The sequence below is a fragment of the Saccharibacillus kuerlensis DSM 22868 genome, from assembly GCF_000378145.1.
GTDB classification, from domain to species: Bacteria; Bacillota; Bacilli; order Paenibacillales; family Paenibacillaceae; genus Saccharibacillus; species Saccharibacillus kuerlensis.
In genome coordinates this window covers 1-14,869 of record NZ_KB899303.1, presented here as the reverse complement: position 1 = coordinate 14,869, position 14,869 = coordinate 1, and the positions used below count along the sequence as shown (strand labels likewise).

Annotated in this window: 13 protein-coding genes and 1 pseudogene; 9 read left to right on the top strand and 5 right to left on the bottom strand. The window is 53.2% G+C overall.

Translation table 11 applies throughout. The features are described 5' to 3' along the window. Nucleotides 1-65 precede the first annotated feature (65 nt). The 3 genes from F456_RS0118400 (at nt 66) to F456_RS0118390 (ending at nt 3,280) form a co-directional block, all read left to right on the top strand. Nucleotides 66-926: a carbohydrate ABC transporter permease gene (locus F456_RS0118400; protein WP_026293974.1), complete on the top strand. Its 861-nt coding sequence runs from the start codon at nt 66-68 to the stop codon at nt 924-926. Then, a complete protein-coding gene (locus tag F456_RS0118395; protein WP_018978522.1) occupies nt 927-1,766 on the top strand; it encodes a carbohydrate ABC transporter permease in 840 nt (279 codons plus the stop codon). 167 nt (nt 1,767-1,933) lie between these two features. Continuing rightward, nucleotides 1,934-3,280: an ABC transporter substrate-binding protein gene (locus F456_RS0118390; RefSeq protein ID WP_018978521.1), complete on the top strand. Its 1,347-nt coding sequence runs from the start codon at nt 1,934-1,936 to the stop codon at nt 3,278-3,280. A 146-nt stretch (nt 3,281-3,426) separates the two neighbouring features. On the opposite strand, the gene F456_RS0118385 is transcribed toward F456_RS0118390, so the two are convergent. From F456_RS0118385 to F456_RS0118370, 4 genes and pseudogenes are all read right to left on the bottom strand, one after another. Then, nucleotides 3,427-3,939 (bottom strand): hypothetical protein, encoded by a 513-nt coding sequence (locus F456_RS0118385; protein ID WP_018978520.1) that lies wholly within the window; start codon nt 3,937-3,939, stop codon nt 3,427-3,429. A gap of 69 nt (nt 3,940-4,008) precedes the next feature. After that, nucleotides 4,009-4,866, bottom strand: a complete 858-nt coding sequence (locus tag F456_RS0118380) for a hypothetical protein (protein WP_157060133.1) — start codon at nt 4,864-4,866, stop codon at nt 4,009-4,011. Next, nucleotides 4,844-5,029: pseudogene (locus F456_RS24095) on the bottom strand (ClbS/DfsB family four-helix bundle protein); the annotation flags it as partial. The pseudogene F456_RS24095 and the gene F456_RS0118380, both read right to left, overlap by 23 nt. 23 nt (nt 5,030-5,052) lie before the next feature. Beyond that, a complete protein-coding gene (locus F456_RS0118370; protein WP_018978517.1) occupies nt 5,053-5,244 on the bottom strand; it encodes a hypothetical protein in 192 nt (63 codons plus the stop codon). Nucleotides 5,245-5,660: 416 nt separating this feature from the next. Between F456_RS0118370 and F456_RS23765 the strand changes: the two genes are divergently transcribed. Beyond that, complete coding sequence (locus F456_RS23765) at nt 5,661-6,143, top strand: SRPBCC family protein (RefSeq protein ID WP_018978516.1); 483 nt, start codon at nt 5,661-5,663, stop codon at nt 6,141-6,143. A 156-nt stretch (nt 6,144-6,299) separates the two neighbouring features. Here F456_RS23765 and F456_RS23760 read toward each other — a convergent pair whose 3' ends face one another. Next, entirely contained in the window at nt 6,300-6,800 is a 501-nt protein-coding gene (locus tag F456_RS23760; RefSeq protein WP_051086763.1) for a hypothetical protein, read from the bottom strand. Between the two features lie 226 nt (nt 6,801-7,026). Between F456_RS23760 and F456_RS0118355 the strand changes: the two genes are divergently transcribed. From F456_RS0118355 to F456_RS0118330, 5 genes are all read left to right on the top strand, one after another. Continuing rightward, nucleotides 7,027-7,812: a glucose-1-dehydrogenase gene (locus F456_RS0118355; protein WP_018978514.1), complete on the top strand. Its 786-nt coding sequence runs from the start codon at nt 7,027-7,029 to the stop codon at nt 7,810-7,812. 114 nt (nt 7,813-7,926) lie between these two features. Next, nucleotides 7,927-9,615 carry a glycoside hydrolase family 13 protein gene (locus F456_RS0118350; RefSeq protein ID WP_018978513.1) on the top strand — a complete coding sequence of 563 codons (1,689 nt, stop codon included), beginning with the start codon at nt 7,927-7,929 and terminating at the stop codon, nt 9,613-9,615. A 288-nt stretch (nt 9,616-9,903) separates the two neighbouring features. Continuing rightward, nucleotides 9,904-11,436, top strand: a complete 1,533-nt coding sequence (gene arfA / locus F456_RS0118345) for an arabinosylfuranosidase ArfA (RefSeq protein ID WP_040925377.1) — start codon at nt 9,904-9,906, stop codon at nt 11,434-11,436. A 241-nt stretch (nt 11,437-11,677) separates the two neighbouring features. After that, nucleotides 11,678-13,165 carry an alpha-N-arabinofuranosidase gene (locus F456_RS0118335; RefSeq protein WP_018978510.1) on the top strand — a complete coding sequence of 496 codons (1,488 nt, stop codon included), beginning with the start codon at nt 11,678-11,680 and terminating at the stop codon, nt 13,163-13,165. Between the two features lie 236 nt (nt 13,166-13,401). Next, nucleotides 13,402-14,703 carry a glycoside hydrolase family 27 protein gene (locus tag F456_RS0118330; protein WP_018978509.1) on the top strand — a complete coding sequence of 434 codons (1,302 nt, stop codon included), beginning with the start codon at nt 13,402-13,404 and terminating at the stop codon, nt 14,701-14,703. Nucleotides 14,704-14,869 lie beyond the last annotated feature (166 nt).

The window sequence follows — 14,869 nt, the reverse complement described above, 5'->3', positions numbered from 1 at the left end:
GATGACAGATCAGAAAAACAGAACGTAACGGGAGGTGCACTATCTTGGCAGGACGCAAGCGCTGGATGAATTTACTGATGCAGAGCGTGTTTCTGGGTCCGTCGCTGCTTTTCTTCGTCGTTATTGTCGTCATCCCGTTTTTCTTGGGCATGTACTACTCCTTTACCGACTGGAACGGCGTAGCCCTTACCGTCAATTGGGTAGGCGGACGTAACTTTGCCGCGATGTTCGCGGATTCGAAATTTTGGGTTTCCTTCTGGTTTACAATCCGCTTCACACTGGCTGTTGTTATTCTCACCAACGTGATCGCGTTCCTGCTGGCATTGCTCCTGGTCCAGCAGCTCAAAATGCGCAATCTGCTGCGGACACTCTTCTTCATTCCGAATGTTATCGGCGGACTGCTGCTCGGCTTCATCTGGCAGTTCATCTTTATCCGCGGCTTCGCGGCTGTCGGCAGAGCAACCGGAATCGGATTTTTCAACCTTGAATGGCTCGGAACAGAAGCAACCGGTTTCTGGGGAATCGTCATCGTATTCGTCTGGCAGGCCGCCGGCTATATGATGATTATCTATATCGCCGGATTGATGAACGTCGACCGCTCGCTGATCGAAGCCGCTGAGATCGACGGAGCCGGTTACGGACAGAAGCTTCGCTTCATTACGTTCCCGCTGATTATGCCAGCGATTACCGTCTGCCTGTTCCTGTCCATGTCAAACGCTTTCAAAATGTTCGATCTCAACTTGTCGCTGACACGCGGCGGACCGTTCGGCTCGACCGAGTCGCTGGCGCTTAACATCTACACCGAAGCGTTCACCAACAGCAACTACGGACTGGGTACGGCAAAGGCACTGCTGTTCTTCATTATCGTCGCAGCCGTATCATCACTGCAAGTCTGGTTTACAAAAAGAAGGGAGGTGCAGTCCTAAATGGAAACGGGTCACAAGTATTCTTGGCGCACGCTGCTGCTTGAGATCATCGCCGTCCTGCTGGCACTGCTCTTCCTTGTTCCCTTCTACTTTGTCATCGTAAACTCGCTGAAGACGTTCGCGAATATTCTCAAAGATTCTGCAGCGCTTCCGAAAGCGATCACTTTCGATAACTTTACGCGGGCTTGGGACATTCTTGATTTTCCAAAAGCGTTCACCAATTCGCTAGTCATTACCATATTGGCGAACGTCCTGCTGGCGCTGTTCTGTTCCATGGCTGCCTACCGGTTGGTTCGGCATCCGAGCCGATTCAACAATATTGTATTTATGGCTTTCGTAGCGGCGATGGTTATTCCGTTCCAGTCGATCATGATTCCGCTGGTACGGGTCGCTGCAAATCTGGGCATGACCGGCAACCTGCCGGGGCTAATTATCTGCTATTTGGGATTTGGCGCTTCGCTCACCATCTTCCTGTTCCACGGCTTCGTGAAGTCGGTGCCGGTGGAAGTCGAGGAAGCGGGCATTATGGACGGCTGCTCGCCATTCGGTGTCTTTTTCCGAATTGTCGTACCGCTGCTTAAGCCGATGATCGTGACGGTGTTCATCTTGAACACACTGTGGATCTGGAACGACTTCCTGCTGCCGCTGCTGATTGTCGGAGGTAATCCGGATCTTCGGACCATTCCGCTGGCGACTAACGCATTCTTCTCGCAGTATACGAAGCAGTGGGATCTGGCGCTTGCAGGACTGCTGATGGGCATTGCGCCGATCGTCATCTTCTTCCTTGTCCTACAGAAGCATATTATCGCAGGTATCGCAGCAGGCGCTGTCAAAGGCTGATCCACAAGCAGCACCCTAATATCGGCAAGTCGCAATACCACATAAAAGCAATCTTATTGTAATCGCTACCAACCAGATTGGGAAGAGCGAGGACAGGTCGGAGAAGGGATACCGTCTTTACACTTTTGCACGGATGTTTGGACACACACAAAAGGGAGGCTGTACACATGAAAAAAAGTAGTTTTCTCACGATGGCGCTGCTGCTGATGATTTCGCTGCTCGCTGCCTGCGGAGGCGGAGGCGCTATGCCGAATCCGGAAGCCGGAACCGGCGGGACAGGTACGACGGCCGGCACGGGCGGTACAGATGCGGGGACAACCGGAGAAGGAGATGCACCGACTTCTGACGTGACACTCAAGATGTTCCAGTTCAAAGTTGAAATCGCGGATGCGATGGAGAAGCTGTTGGCCGAATACGAAAAAGAGACCGGCGTCAAGATTACGATTGAGACGGTCGGCGGCGGCGCGGACTATGGCGCAGCCTTGAAAGCAAAATTCGCTTCGGGCGACGAGCCGGACATTTTCAACAACGGCGGTTACAACGAAGCACAGCTGTGGAAAGACCGTATGGAAGATCTGTCCGATCAGCCTTGGGTGGCCGATCTGGCAGATAACGTGAAAGACCCGATGACAATGGACGGCAAGCTGTACGGACTGCCGATGAACATCGAAGGTTACGGTTTCTTGTACAACAAAACACTGTTCGAACAGGCAGGCATTACAGAACTTCCGACGACGCTTAGCGCTCTGCGCGAAACGGCACAGAAGCTGCAGGATGCAGGTATCGTACCGTTCGAAAACGGCTACCAGGAGTGGTGGGTTATCGGGCAGCATTTGGTGAATGACGCTTATGCCAAGCAGGAAGATCCGGATAAGTTCATCCAAGAATGGAGAGCGGGAGAGACTTCCGTTGCCGACAACGAAATCTTCAACGACTGGATCAATCTGGTCGACCTGACGATGGAATTCAGCAACGATCGTCCACTGACGACCGACTACAACACGCAGATGACGGAATTCGCTTCCGGCATGGCGGCAATGACGCAGCAGGGCAACTGGACGCAGGTGCAGATCGACGGGATCGATCCAGAGCTCGAAGTCGGCATTCTGCCTATGCCAATCAACGATGACGAAGCGCTGAACGACAATATCTTTGTCGGCGTACCGAACAACTGGGTCGTGAACAAAAACTCGGCCAACAAAGAAGAAGCGAAGAAATTCCTCAACTGGATGGTTACGTCCGAAACAGGCAAACGCTATACAGTTGAAGAGTTCAAATTCATCCCGGCACTGAAAACGATCACGTATGAACCGGAACAGCTCGGCGACATCGCCGCAGGCATCCAGGAATACGTACAAGCTGAAAAAACGCTCGGCTGGCATTGGCCTAAGCTGCCGGATGGAACGAATCAGGAATTCGGCGCTCTGATGCAGGCTTATGTGGCGAAGAAGATCACGAAGGAAGAGCTGTTCAAGCAGATGGATGCTACGGTACTGAAGTTGGCGGGGAAATAAAGAATAGAAATCGAGAATTGAACGGACTCCGAGCGCAAATAGGCGCTCGGGACTCCGAATATGGGAAAGCGGCTTTCGCGGGCATAGTGCCTGCGAAAGCCGCTTTTTTGCTGCGTCGGGAAGAAGGTGACTGGAACTGACGGGCATCAACGCGGAATGTCTTCGGCTTTCAGGCTCAGAAAAGCGTTATCCTTTTGCTCATAGGTATAGCCGTCGGCGCTGAATCCGGCATTGATCGTGATCTTTCCGTCCTTTTCGTAAAATTGCTTAATCTGCGTTCGGGAGGACTGAAGGGTGATGTCTTGAGTATGCCACTCGTTTGCTTTTAATGTTGTAAAAATTCCTATGGTAATAACAACACTAGGTCCTCCGATCTCTTCGCCCTCTATAATTATAGAAGAAGAGATCAGTGGATCTCCGTGCATGATCTCAATTTCCGGCCGATCTCCGATATAACGAATACCCGCTTCCAACTCGAACATGTTGTCGTCCTCGTCGATTCGTTCCGCGACCAATCTAAGTTCAAAGTCGCTGTCCGCAATCCGTTTAGTCGCTGTAACTCTGTTAGCCTCTTCAACGATCGAATCGGGCTTACTGCTGGAAGCACAGGCGGATAGAATACATACAAAACAAAGAAAGAGAAGGCATCTGATTTTCATGTGGAAGTCGCCGCCTTTCTTGTGAGACTTGCAGATGGAGTTGAACTGAACTTTGCAGCCCCAGTATTTTTATCCGGAAGAACGAGAGCTTTTTTTCAAACGCTGCTTTCTGGACAGTTTCTTTCTCGAAGCTTGACTTCCCGAGCTTTTTTGTGAGCTTTGCTTTTTGGGATCTTTTTTTCTTACTAAATTCCCTGTGAGGAACATTAGGAACAGGCCCATAACGTACATGAACAGCGACACATACCAGGCTTTTCCATAGTCCGTCAGGAGCTCCATTATAATTCCTTCCTGACCTTTGTAAGCGGACAGCCCTCCCAGGGTGAAAAAGATCGCCAGCGCACCAAGCGGAAGAAGCATCCATTTCTCGCCTTTGGGCGTTCGAAGTGCAGCTGCCAGGTATTCCAGGGAAAATACCGACAATGCCCATACGACAACAAATACCCCAAGGAACACCCAAAACCAGACGGAACCCCAGGTCAATTGATAGAGAGACAGTGAAAAAATAACGTTCATGGTCAATAGTTGAACATACGAGGTCAGGGAATTGCAGCGGGACAGCGGCATATTGGGGCTTTTCCACCAGATCCAGATGATCACAAGTTCGACAACGGTAATGGCCAGAATTGCGGTAAATATCTTTGCATTCCAAAAGCCGAAAGGCATCAGTGAAAAGAGTGCGCCCCATAACAGATTTGAAGCCAGAAGGAGACTGGCGTTAAAACCTAAAAAATTTTTCAAATTGCGTTCTGTTTTTTCTCGCATATTTCCCGGCTCCTTTACCCATATAGGATTGTTTATGCTTGTTTGTATTACGGGAAAGAAGGAGCTCGGTTTCTTGAAGCGGATGAACAGCCTGACGTTGAGGCAGCGCCCCGAACCCCCCCAATTTATTCGCTGTTTTTTAGGGAACGCAGCTTTTTCCATTTCGAATCTTGGTACGAAAGCTGCCAAAAGGTGCTGCCGAGTTGATATGAATCCAGCGTACCATCGGCCAATTGGGCTTGTTACCGGTCCAGCAGCCGACGCCCTGTATAAACAGTTCTTCATCGCTCAAGCGGTCGATCCACTCCAGCCATTCCGCTTCCGCCTGCGTATTGATAGCTCGGCATGTCAGTGTTTCCTTTGGAAAACCAGATTTGTGGCAGTCCCCAGGATCAGGCTGCCGATCGCGCCGCTAATGATGCACATCAGCAGAGGGCCGAGGAAGGGACCTGGAGACAGAATGTTGAGAATACCGAGCCCGGCAATCAGTACGAAGAATACGATGTAGTCCCATAGACGAAAATTTTCGGGCATTTTCATAACTATTCTCCTTTCCAATAAAGATTTTTTCAAGTGAAAGAGGCAGCAGCACGACCGGCTGGCGAAAGCCTTGGATTCTTTCAAATCAATGCCTTTTATTAGTGAACGAAAATGAATGAGAGTTTGTTACGATCGTATTCGGGAGTTTGAGAGGACGAGGATTTGAGCGTGTACGTTTGGCCTGCTTGTTGACAAGCTCAAGTAGAAATGTCTGCTGGATGCCGCGCTGCAAATAGCTTCACTCCACGCCCTCTTATGACCGCCACATCACTCACCGGCATAACCGGCATTCCAGTGCATAACCAGAATTTCCGTACCATACAGACGAGCGCTTTTTTCACTGACCCGCTGTTCAATTTCCCTGCTTGGCGTTTAAATGAAGAGAAAGACCTTAAACGGCAGGGAGGCGAAGAGGCATGAACGGTTACCGATTCGTCAGCGACTGGATGCTGGAGACGAGTGCGGAAGAATTGTGGAAACTGATTGAGAAACCGGAGCAGGCAGACTGGTGGCGGGGATGTTCGATCTGTAAGTTGAAATCGGGATCAAGCGGCGACGGAATCGGGGATGAATACCGGACGGTCATCCGTACTCGGATGCTGTACAAGCTGTCTTTTACCGCACAAATCGTGGAAAAGCGCCGTCCGCATCTGATCGTGCTGCGTGCGAACGGCCATCTGGAAGGCAGCGGCCGACTGGAATTCGAGCAGGTCGGAGCCTGCACCCGTATCCGGTATACGTGGGAGGTACGGACCAAGAAGCGCTGGATGAATATGTGGGCGCCTTTTTTTCGTCCGGCATTCGTTTGGAACCACAATCGGGTCATGGCGGACTGTGTCGAAGGGCTGACAAGTCGGCTCGGAATTCGGTTGGTGCAGTCCGGAGCGGCAGAAGCGTAGATATCTTATCGAAAAGAAGCTGATGGAAGGCGAGAGCGATCTTATTACAGGCTTGGGCTGTGGCAAAGATACGAACAGCACATCAAAACACTCCTTGTTCCGAAATCGGAAAAGGAGTGTTTTGAGTTTTGGATATGAGCGACTGCCGAACGTTGGTTACAAGCCCGCCATACTGCTCGACAGGCTCGCCGTCACGACCTCCGGCAGCTCGGCCTTGTATGCTATGTAGGCTTCCTTGGTGATCTGGCCGTCGGCCAATCGCTGTTCCAACTGCTGCTCCAGCTCTCGTACCTGCAGGGTGATCAGCGCTTCTTCGCTGCCGCCGTTCAGACTGGATATTTCGCGCAGCGAGAGCCCTTCGTACATGAGGTCATACACTTCCTGCTCGCTTTGAGTGCCCAAGGCGTATAGGAAAGCGTCCCTGCTGCGGGTCGTTTCGTCGCTTGAAGCAGGCGGCGTTTCGCGATAGACCGCTTCCGCCTCCACCCGTCCTCCTCCCAAGCTGCTGCCCAGTGTAATACCCAGCGCCAGCGTGCCGACGATCCAGATCCGTTTCAAGTTAATTCTACTTTTTGTGAGAAGATCGGTCTGCTGCATCAGCGGTTTTCTGCTGCGAATATTTGTGCTTTTTGAACTTGCTTTTTTCATCGTTCTCATCAATGTTCCTCGCTTTCTTCGTTCGTTCTCATCGAGTCATTCGTTATATGGAGGATGTCCGTCTGTTTTCGATGTGGGGAGGTGCTTGGAACTTCTTTCTCTCTCTACTATACACACCGAATCTTAGTCTAAGCTTAACTCCGGGTTCTTTTACAGGATTGATAGCAAAAAATAGAGTTTCTGCTTCTGCAAACGGGTGTACTAATAGAGAGAAGGAGGGATGGCAATGTATCCGGACTTGGAAGGAAAAACTGCGATCGTAACCGGTGCCGCAACGGGGCTGGGGAAAGCGATCGCGATGCGGCTTGGCCGCGAGAAGGCAAATGTCGTCATCAATTATCACAGCAACCGCGAAGGCGTCGACGAGATGATTGAAGAAATCGAACAGGCCGGCGGGAAAGCGATTGAAGTTCAGGCAAGCGCTGCAGAAGAGGAAGGCGTCAAAAAGCTGATCCAAGCGGCGCACGACACGTTTGGCAGTCTAGATATTATGATCAACAATGCGGGCAAAGAAAATGAAGTTGAATCGCATAAAATGCCGCTTGAAGACTGGAACAGTGTAATCCAGCTCAACTTGACGGGATACTTCCTGGGCAGCCGCGAGGCGATATCGTACATGTTGGAGCATAATATCAAAGGTACGGTCATCAATATGTCCAGCGTGCACGAGATCATTCCATGGCCTCATTTTGTCCACTATGCAGCTAGCAAAGGCGGGGTCAAAATGATGACCGAGACGCTTGCGCTCGAATACGCACCGAAAGGTATTCGTGTAAATTCGATTGGACCGGGTGCAATCAACACGCCGATCAATCAGGAGAAGTTTGAAGATCCCGAGCAGAAAAAGCAGGTCGAGAGTATGATCCCAATGGGATACGTAGGCGAACCGGAAGAGATCGCCGCAGTTGCGGCCTGGCTTGCATCATCGGAATCCAGCTATGTGACGGGTATCACGCTGTTTGCCGACGGAGGCATGACCAAGTATCCGGCTTTCCAAGGCGGAAAAGGATAATTAGCGCATGATTCATGTGCAGTATCCATGCAAATGAACGGAAGCGGAAGGCGTCTTGAATAGGGCAGCCCTTCCGCTTCTTTTGGTTCGTAAACCGCGAAGGAGGAATGAGTGATGAATCCGAAATGGTGGAAAGAAAGCGTCGTATATGAGATCTATATCAAAAGCTTCATGGATTCGAACGGCGACGGAGTCGGCGATCTGGTCGGAGTCCGCTCCAAACTGGACTATCTGCAGGAGCTCGGCGTAGATGTACTCTGGCTGACGCCGATCTTCGATTCTCCCGATCATGAAGGCGGTTACGATATTCGCGATTACCGAAGTATTATGGATAAATTCGGCACGATGGAAGAATTCGAGCAGCTGCTTGAAGAAGCGCACGGCCGCGGTATGAAGATTATGTTGGAGATGCCGCTGAACCATACATCCAACGAGCATCCGTGGTTCAAAGAGTCTCGGGCATCCAAGAAAAACGACAAACGAAATTATTATATTTGGCGCGAAGGACGAGGGTCCGGCTTCCCGAACAACTGGGGCTCCTATTTCGGCGGTTCCGTCTGGGAATTCGATACCGAGACGGAAGAATATTATATGCACTTATACAGCCACCGTCAGCCCAATTTGAATTGGGAAAATGAGCAGGTGCGCGAAGAAGCGTATCAAATCGTCAAATGGTGGGCGGATAAAGGCGTAGACGGTTTCCATTTCAATTCGATTGCGCACATCGTCAAGACCGAAGGGCAGCGAGACGAGGATACCGGGAATACCCAGCATCTGCCTGTTGAACGAGCGTACCAGATGTTCTCGAGTCTGGATAAGGTCAATGGGATTGTGAAAAGGCTGCACGAAGAGGAAGGCGCGAACTATGAGATTGTGGCGATCGGTGAAGCGGCAGGGCTTGATCCGTCGCAGACGCTCGATTCGATCGGCGACGAACCGGGCAAAGCGAACATGGTGCTTAATTCCGACCATATGCTGCTGAGTCATGCGTCGCAGGGTATTGCACGCTGGACGACTCAATCTTGGACGCTGCTCGATATCAAGAACGCGATCAGCCACTGGCAGACCGTGCTGCACGGTCACGGCTGGAATGCCAACTACCTCGCCGACCACGACCAACCGCGTGCCGTGTGCCGCTTCGGTCATCCGGGCGAGTACCGAGAGCAGTCTGCGAAGATGCTGGCGACGCTGCTGATGACGCTCGAAGGCACTCCGTCCATCTACCAGGGCGAAGAACTTGGCATGATTGGGGGCGTATTCCATACGGCAGACGATTTCCGCGACGAAGAGACGCTCAATTTCCTGGACCATGCACGTAAAAGCGGTATGGACGAGGAAGAAGCGCTCAAGATTGCAAGGCGCAATACGCGCGATGCAGGCCGTACGCCGATGCAGTGGGACGCTTCGCGCGGCGCAGGCTTTACGACCGGCGATCCATGGATCGGAATTGCGCCGGACTATGAGACGGTTAATGCTGCTGCAGCAGTAGAAGATCCGAATTCCGTGTTCCATTACTATAAAAAGTTGATTGAACTGCGTAAGGTAAGCCGGGCGCTGCTGTATGGCGAGTACAAGCTGCTGCTGCCGCTGCACAAAGACATCTACGCGTATACGCGCACGTTCGAGGACGAGACGCTGATGATCGTGCTGAACTTCTTCGGAGAGACGCCGATGTTCACATGTCCTGAGCGATTGTGCGAGCGCCCGCGCGAGTTTCTGATTGGGAACTACGAACCGGGTGTGGTGGAGGGAAGCGATTTTGAGCTGCGGCCTTATGAGGCGGCGGTGTATCGGTTGGGTTGACACCTGATGGAACGTAGACGGTTAAAAAGCATGGCTGTCCCAAAGTGGGCAGCCATGCTTTTTGAATGGGAATCCGACAGAATGAAAACTATATACTTAATATAAACATTAATAATTCGTATAAGAATTGACTTGTACGGACATGCATGATACATTGGGTGCGTAAAGGTTCTTCCGTCCGCCAGATCGGCACCGGAGCAGGGGAAGCGATCGCCCGGATTTGTCGTTCGACGAGATTTGTAAGCGTTTCATTAGGACGAGCCTTCATTAACTTTTCAGATCGAAAGGATGAGCAAATTGGCAGCATCTAACCTGAAAGCTAGAATGATCGTCGATAAGGCGTTCCGCATTTCCGAGATCGACGAGCGCATCTACGGATCGTTTATCGAACACCTGGGACGTGCCGTATACGGAGGCATCTATGAACCGGAACATCCGACTGCGGATGAGCACGGATTCCGCGGCGATGTGAAGCAGCTGATCCGCGATCTGAGAGTACCGATCGTGCGTTATCCGGGCGGCAACTTCGTGTCGAACTACGATTGGGAAGACGGCGTGGGACCGGTCGAAGACCGTCCGAAGCGTCTGGAATTGGCGTGGCGCACGTCGGAACCTAACTATGTGGGAACAAACGAGTTCATGCGCTGGGCTAAAGACGTAGGCACGGATGTCATGATGGCGGTCAACCTCGGAACACGGGGAATCGAAGATGCGCGGAATCTGCTTGAGTACTGCAACCATCCGGGCGGCAGCCGCTACAGCGATCTGCGCAAAAGCCACGGCTTTGCAGAACCGCACAAGATCAAAATGTGGTGTCTCGGCAACGAGATGGACGGCCCTTGGCAGATCGGGCATAAGACGGCCCAAGAGTACGGACGTCTGGCAGCGGAGACAGGCAAAGCGATGCGTCTGATCGACAAGGACATCGAACTCGTTTCCTGCGGCAGCTCCAATACCGATATGCCGACCTTCCCGTCGTGGGAAGCGGAAACGCTTGAGCATACTTATGATGTAGCCGACTTCGTGTCGCTGCACCAGTATTACGGCAACCGCGACAACGATTCGGCGAACTATCTGGCCCGCGGCATGGACATGGACCACTTTATCCATACCGTTATCGCGACGACGGATTTTATTAAAGCGAAGAAACGCAGCAAAAAAACGATGAAGCTCAGCTTCGACGAATGGAATGTATGGTACCACTCCAACGAAGCGGATGCGCAGATCGACCGCAACCCTTGGGGCATCGCGCCGCCGCAGCTTGAAGATGTGTACAACTTCGAAGACGCTCTGCTCGTCGGCAGCATGCTGATGACGTTCCTGCGCCGCGCGGACCGCGTAAAGTCGGCCTGCCTGGCTCAGCTCGTCAACGTTATCGCGCCGATCATGACGGAAAACGGCGGACGTTCGTGGAAGCAGACGATCTACTATCCATACCTGCACGCATCCATCTACGGCCGCGGCGTTTCGCTCAAGCCGGTTGTCGATTCGCCGAAGTACGACGCGAAAGACTATACGGACGTGCCGTATCTGGACACTGCCGTCGTGCACAACGAAGAAGAAGACACGCTGACAATCTTCGCGCTTAACCGTCACTTGACCGAAGCGCTCGATCTGACCTGCGACGTGCGCAGCTTCGAAGGCTATGCCATCGAGGAGCATATTGTATTGGAAAATGACGACCTCAAAGCCGTAAACACAGCCGACAGCGAGAAAGTCGCTCCGCATAACCGCGGCGCTTCCGAGCTGAAAGACGGCATCGTAAGCGGACGTCTGGCCAAAGCTTCGTGGAATGTCATCCGTTTGAGCAAGCGCGGCTGATCGTCGAATTCTTTTTAAGCCATAGGTAAGCCGGGAAGTTCAAATTGGAATGGTAAGAATCATGTGCAGCGCGGCATCATAATCGGAAATCGGTCGGCCACCGTTTTGGAAAGAGCGAAACGCGGCCGGCCGACATCCTTTTTCCAAACGGGAAGCAGCGATCAACATCGGTTGCTTTTTTCACGTGATTGTACGTACAAGTTAACATAATATCCTGAACAGGATACAAGGAGGATTTTCCATGACCAAGGCATCCGTTGTCATCAATGCCGACGTGGCGTTGGGCAAGATCGATCGCAATATTTACGGGCAGTTCGCGGAACATCTGGGGCGCTGTATTTACGAAGGCATGTGGGTCGGCGAAGATTCCGAGATGCCGAACATCGACGGGATTCGCAAAGACGTGCTGCAGGCGCTGAAAAACCTCAGCATTCCGGTACTGCGCTGGCCGGGCGGCTGCTTTGCCGATGAGTATCACTGGAAAGACGGCGTCGGACCGCGCGAAGGCCGCAAACGGATGGTCAATACGCACTGGGGCGGCGTTATAGAGAACAATCACTTCGGAACGCACGAGTTCTTCCGCCTGTGCGAACTGCTGGAGACCGAACCGTATATCTGCGGCAACGTAGGCAGCGGATCGGTGCAGGAGATGTCCGAATGGGTGGAGTACATGACGTTCGACGGCGAATCCCCAATGGCGAAATGGCGTCAGGAGAATGGGCAGGAGAAGCCTTGGAAACTGAAGTACTTCGGCGTCGGTAACGAAAACTGGGGCTGCGGCGGCAACATGAGAGCGGAATATTATGCCGACGAATATCGCCGCTACCAGACGTATTCGCGCAATTACGGCGATAACAAGCTGTTCAAGATTGCGGGTGGACCGAATATCGACGACTATCACTGGACCGAGGTGCTGATGCGCGAAGCTGGCCGCCACATGGACGGACTCAGCCTGCACTATTACACGATGGAAGGCGGCTGGGAAAACAAGCAGCCGGCGCTCGGCTTCGACGAGAGCGGCTGGTTCGAAGTCATGAAAAAGTCGCTGTACATGGACGAACTGATTACCCGCCACACGACAATTATGGACAAATACGATCCGGAGAAAAGAGTCGCGCTGATCGTCGACGAATGGGGCACCTGGTTCTTGAGCGAGCCGGGCACCAACCCGGGATTCCTGTATCAGCAGAACTCGCTGCGCGACGCGCTGGTTGCCGGTCTGCATCTGCATATTTTCCACAAGCATCATGAGCGCGTCAAAATGACGAATATCGCGCAGATGGTCAACGTGCTGCAGGCGATGATCTTGACCGAAGGCGACAAGATGCTGCTGACCCCGACGTATCACGTATTCGAAATGTTCAAGGTGCATCAGGATGCCGAAGTGCTGCAGATGGCTGTGGAAACGCCGAATTACGAATTGAACGGCGATTCCATTCCGCAGGTGAGCGTATCCGCGTCGAGAAAAGACGGCGTCGTGCATATCAGTCTGTGCAACGTCAGCCCGACGGAAAGCAGCAGTGTCCGACTGGATCTGCGCGGAATCGGAGCGGACGGGCAGGTCAGCGGACGCGTACTGACGGCGGACAGCATGGAGGCTCATAACACGTTCGAGCAGCCGGAAAATATCGCGCCGCAGGAGTTCAATGGTTTTGAGCGCGGCGAGAACGGAACGCTGAACGTTGAGCTCTCTCCAATGTCGGTAACAGTACTGACGATTAAGGGCTAAAGCTTACAGGCTGAGCTTAAAGCATAACGCTTGATTAAAGGTCGGCATGCAGAGGTTACGAGTGCAAGACGTTCAAAAGCATAAGGCGTGTTCAAATGTAAAGCATCTCGAAAGTCAGGTGGAGTCGAGGAAGGCCGGCGGCACAACCGCCGGCTTTCGGGCGTCAAAAAGATTGGATTGGAGCAGGGAAATTTACAGGGCGGGACGATCCCGCAGCATGAGGAGGAGCAGTGACCATGAAGCATCATGCTTATGCACAGACGCCGCCGCTCGGCTGGAACAGCTGGGACTGCTACGGCGCGAGCGTAACGGAAGAGGAAGTCCGGGGCAACGCGGATTATATGGCGGAGCATCTTAAATCGCACGGGTGGGAATATGTTGTCGTCGATATTCAATGGTACGAACCGGGCGCTTATTCGTCCCGTTATCGGCCGTTCGTGCCGCTGGAAATGGACGAGTATTCGCGGCTGATTCCGGCCGCCAATCGCTTCCCGTCTGCGGCTGACGGAGGCGGTTTCCGTGAACTTGCGGCGTATGTCCACGGACTGGGTCTCAAGTTCGGCATCCATATTATGCGCGGCATTCCGCGTCAGGCCGTACATGCCGATACGAAGATTCTCGGCACGAATATTACGGCGCGGCAGATCGCCCATCCGAATTCCATCTGTCCGTGGAACACGGACATGTACGGCGTCGATCCAGAGAAGGAAGGCGCTCAGGAATATTACGATTCGCTGTTCGCCATGTATGCGGATTGGGGCGTTGATTACGTCAAAGTCGACGACATCGCCGATTCGAGACTGTACGGCTATCATGCCGGCGAAGTCGAACTAATCCGCCGTGCGATTGACCGCAGCGGCCGGGACATGGTATTGAGTCTGTCGCCGGGTCCGGCGCATGTCGATCGTGCGGAGCATCTGATCGAGAATGCCAATCTGTGGCGCATGACGGACGACTACTGGGATCACTGGTTCCTGCTGCGCGGCATGTTCGAGCGCTGCGAAGCATGGGCGCCGCATGTCGGCCCAGGGCACTTCCCGGACTGCGACATGCTGCCGCTCGGCCGGATCGGCATCCGCAGCGTTGACGGCGGGGCGGAAGACCGCATGACGCGTTTTACCTGCGATGAGCAGGTTACGATGATGACGCTCTGGAGCATCTTCCGTTCGCCGCTCATGTTCGGCGGCGAACTGCGCAGCAATGACGAGTGGACGCTGTCACTGCTCACCAACGACGAAGTGCTGGCCGTCTCGCGTGACGGCTCTGAGCCGCGCCCGCTGCCGCAGCGCGCGGCAGATCCGGATCATATCCGGATCTGGACTTCGCGCCGCCCGGATGGCGGCTTGAACGTGGCTCTGTTCAACCTCGGCGACGAATCCGCCGAGGTCACGCTCAGCCTCGATGAGCTTGCGCAGGCGCCCAACGCGCGCCTGCGCGATCTGTGGGCGCGGCAGGACGCTGCCGCGCAGGAGGGCGTGCTGCGTGCGGAACTTCCGCCGCACGGCAGCATGCTGTATGCGGTGACTGCGCCGGAGTAAGGCAAGTCTATCCCTATTGCTCACTCTCGCTTTTGCTGACTTCACTCCGGCGTTGATGCGTACGACATCCATACGATGCCTGACGACATGCGTACGACATCCGAAGACATCTGTACGATGCCTGACGACATGCGTACGACATCCGAAGACATCTGTACGATGCCTG

Excerpts from the sequence above, each read along its gene's own strand:
- F456_RS0118330 (WP_018978509.1), top strand. The coding sequence starts at position 13,402 with ATGAAGCATCATGCTTATGCACAGACGCCGCCGCTCGGCTGGAACAGC.
- F456_RS0118380 (WP_157060133.1), bottom strand. The coding sequence starts at position 4,866 with ATGGAAAAAGCTGCGTTCCCTAAAAAACAGCGAATAAATTGGGGGGGT.
- F456_RS0118385 (WP_018978520.1), bottom strand. The coding sequence starts at position 3,939 with ATGAAAATCAGATGCCTTCTCTTTCTTTGTTTTGTATGTATTCTATCC.
- F456_RS0118370 (WP_018978517.1), bottom strand. The coding sequence starts at position 5,244 with ATGAAAATGCCCGAAAATTTTCGTCTATGGGACTACATCGTATTCTTC.
- F456_RS0118355 (WP_018978514.1), top strand. The coding sequence starts at position 7,027 with ATGTATCCGGACTTGGAAGGAAAAACTGCGATCGTAACCGGTGCCGCA.
- F456_RS0118390 (WP_018978521.1), top strand. The coding sequence starts at position 1,934 with ATGAAAAAAAGTAGTTTTCTCACGATGGCGCTGCTGCTGATGATTTCG.
- F456_RS0118350 (WP_018978513.1), top strand. The coding sequence starts at position 7,927 with ATGAATCCGAAATGGTGGAAAGAAAGCGTCGTATATGAGATCTATATC.
- arfA (WP_040925377.1), top strand. The coding sequence starts at position 9,904 with ATGAGCAAATTGGCAGCATCTAACCTGAAAGCTAGAATGATCGTCGAT.
- F456_RS0118400 (WP_026293974.1), top strand. The coding sequence starts at position 66 with ATGAATTTACTGATGCAGAGCGTGTTTCTGGGTCCGTCGCTGCTTTTC.
- F456_RS0118395 (WP_018978522.1), top strand. The coding sequence starts at position 927 with ATGGAAACGGGTCACAAGTATTCTTGGCGCACGCTGCTGCTTGAGATC.
- F456_RS23760 (WP_051086763.1), bottom strand. The coding sequence starts at position 6,800 with ATGAGAACGATGAAAAAAGCAAGTTCAAAAAGCACAAATATTCGCAGC.
- F456_RS23765 (WP_018978516.1), top strand. The coding sequence starts at position 5,661 with ATGAACGGTTACCGATTCGTCAGCGACTGGATGCTGGAGACGAGTGCG.
- F456_RS0118335 (WP_018978510.1), top strand. The coding sequence starts at position 11,678 with ATGACCAAGGCATCCGTTGTCATCAATGCCGACGTGGCGTTGGGCAAG.